At 65.2% G+C, this 428-nt stretch carries 1 protein-coding gene; it reads left to right on the top strand.

Annotated elements, in window-relative coordinates:
• On the top strand, positions 1–428 hold a 428-nt coding region (locus C5J26_RS32420), incomplete at both ends, for a LysR substrate-binding domain-containing protein (protein WP_245441361.1).

Here is a 428-nt window from a genome sequence, read left to right as displayed (position 1 = left end):
GCTCCAGCGCACAACACGCCATGTCAGCCCGACGCTTGACGGCGAGGCCTATTACCAGCGCTGCCTGTCGATCCTTGCCGATATTGAGGAAGCCGAAGGCGCCTTTGCAGGCGCCAAGCCGAAGGGCATGCTGCGCGTCGACGTGCACGGCACGCTCGCCCGCCATTTCGTGCTGCCGAGCCTGCCGTCCTTCCTGGAGACCTATCCGGAGATCGAATTCTACATGAGCGAGGGCGATCGGCTGGTCGATCTCGTGCGTGAAGGCATTGATTGCGTGCTGCGCGTCGGCACGCCTGGAGATAGCGACATGGTCGCCCGGCACGTCGCCATGCTCGATGAGGTGACGCTCGCCTCACCTGCCTACATTGCCCGCCACGGCCTGCCGCAGCATCCCGACCGGCTTGCCGGCCATCGCATGGTCGGCTTCC

The sequence above is a fragment of the Neorhizobium sp. T7_12 genome (genome assembly GCF_002968535.1).
GTDB classification, from domain to species: Bacteria; Pseudomonadota; Alphaproteobacteria; order Rhizobiales; family Rhizobiaceae; genus Neorhizobium; species Neorhizobium tomejilense.
The sequence above is the reverse complement of the archived record's forward strand: the minus strand, read 5'-3'. Positions and strand labels throughout refer to the sequence as shown.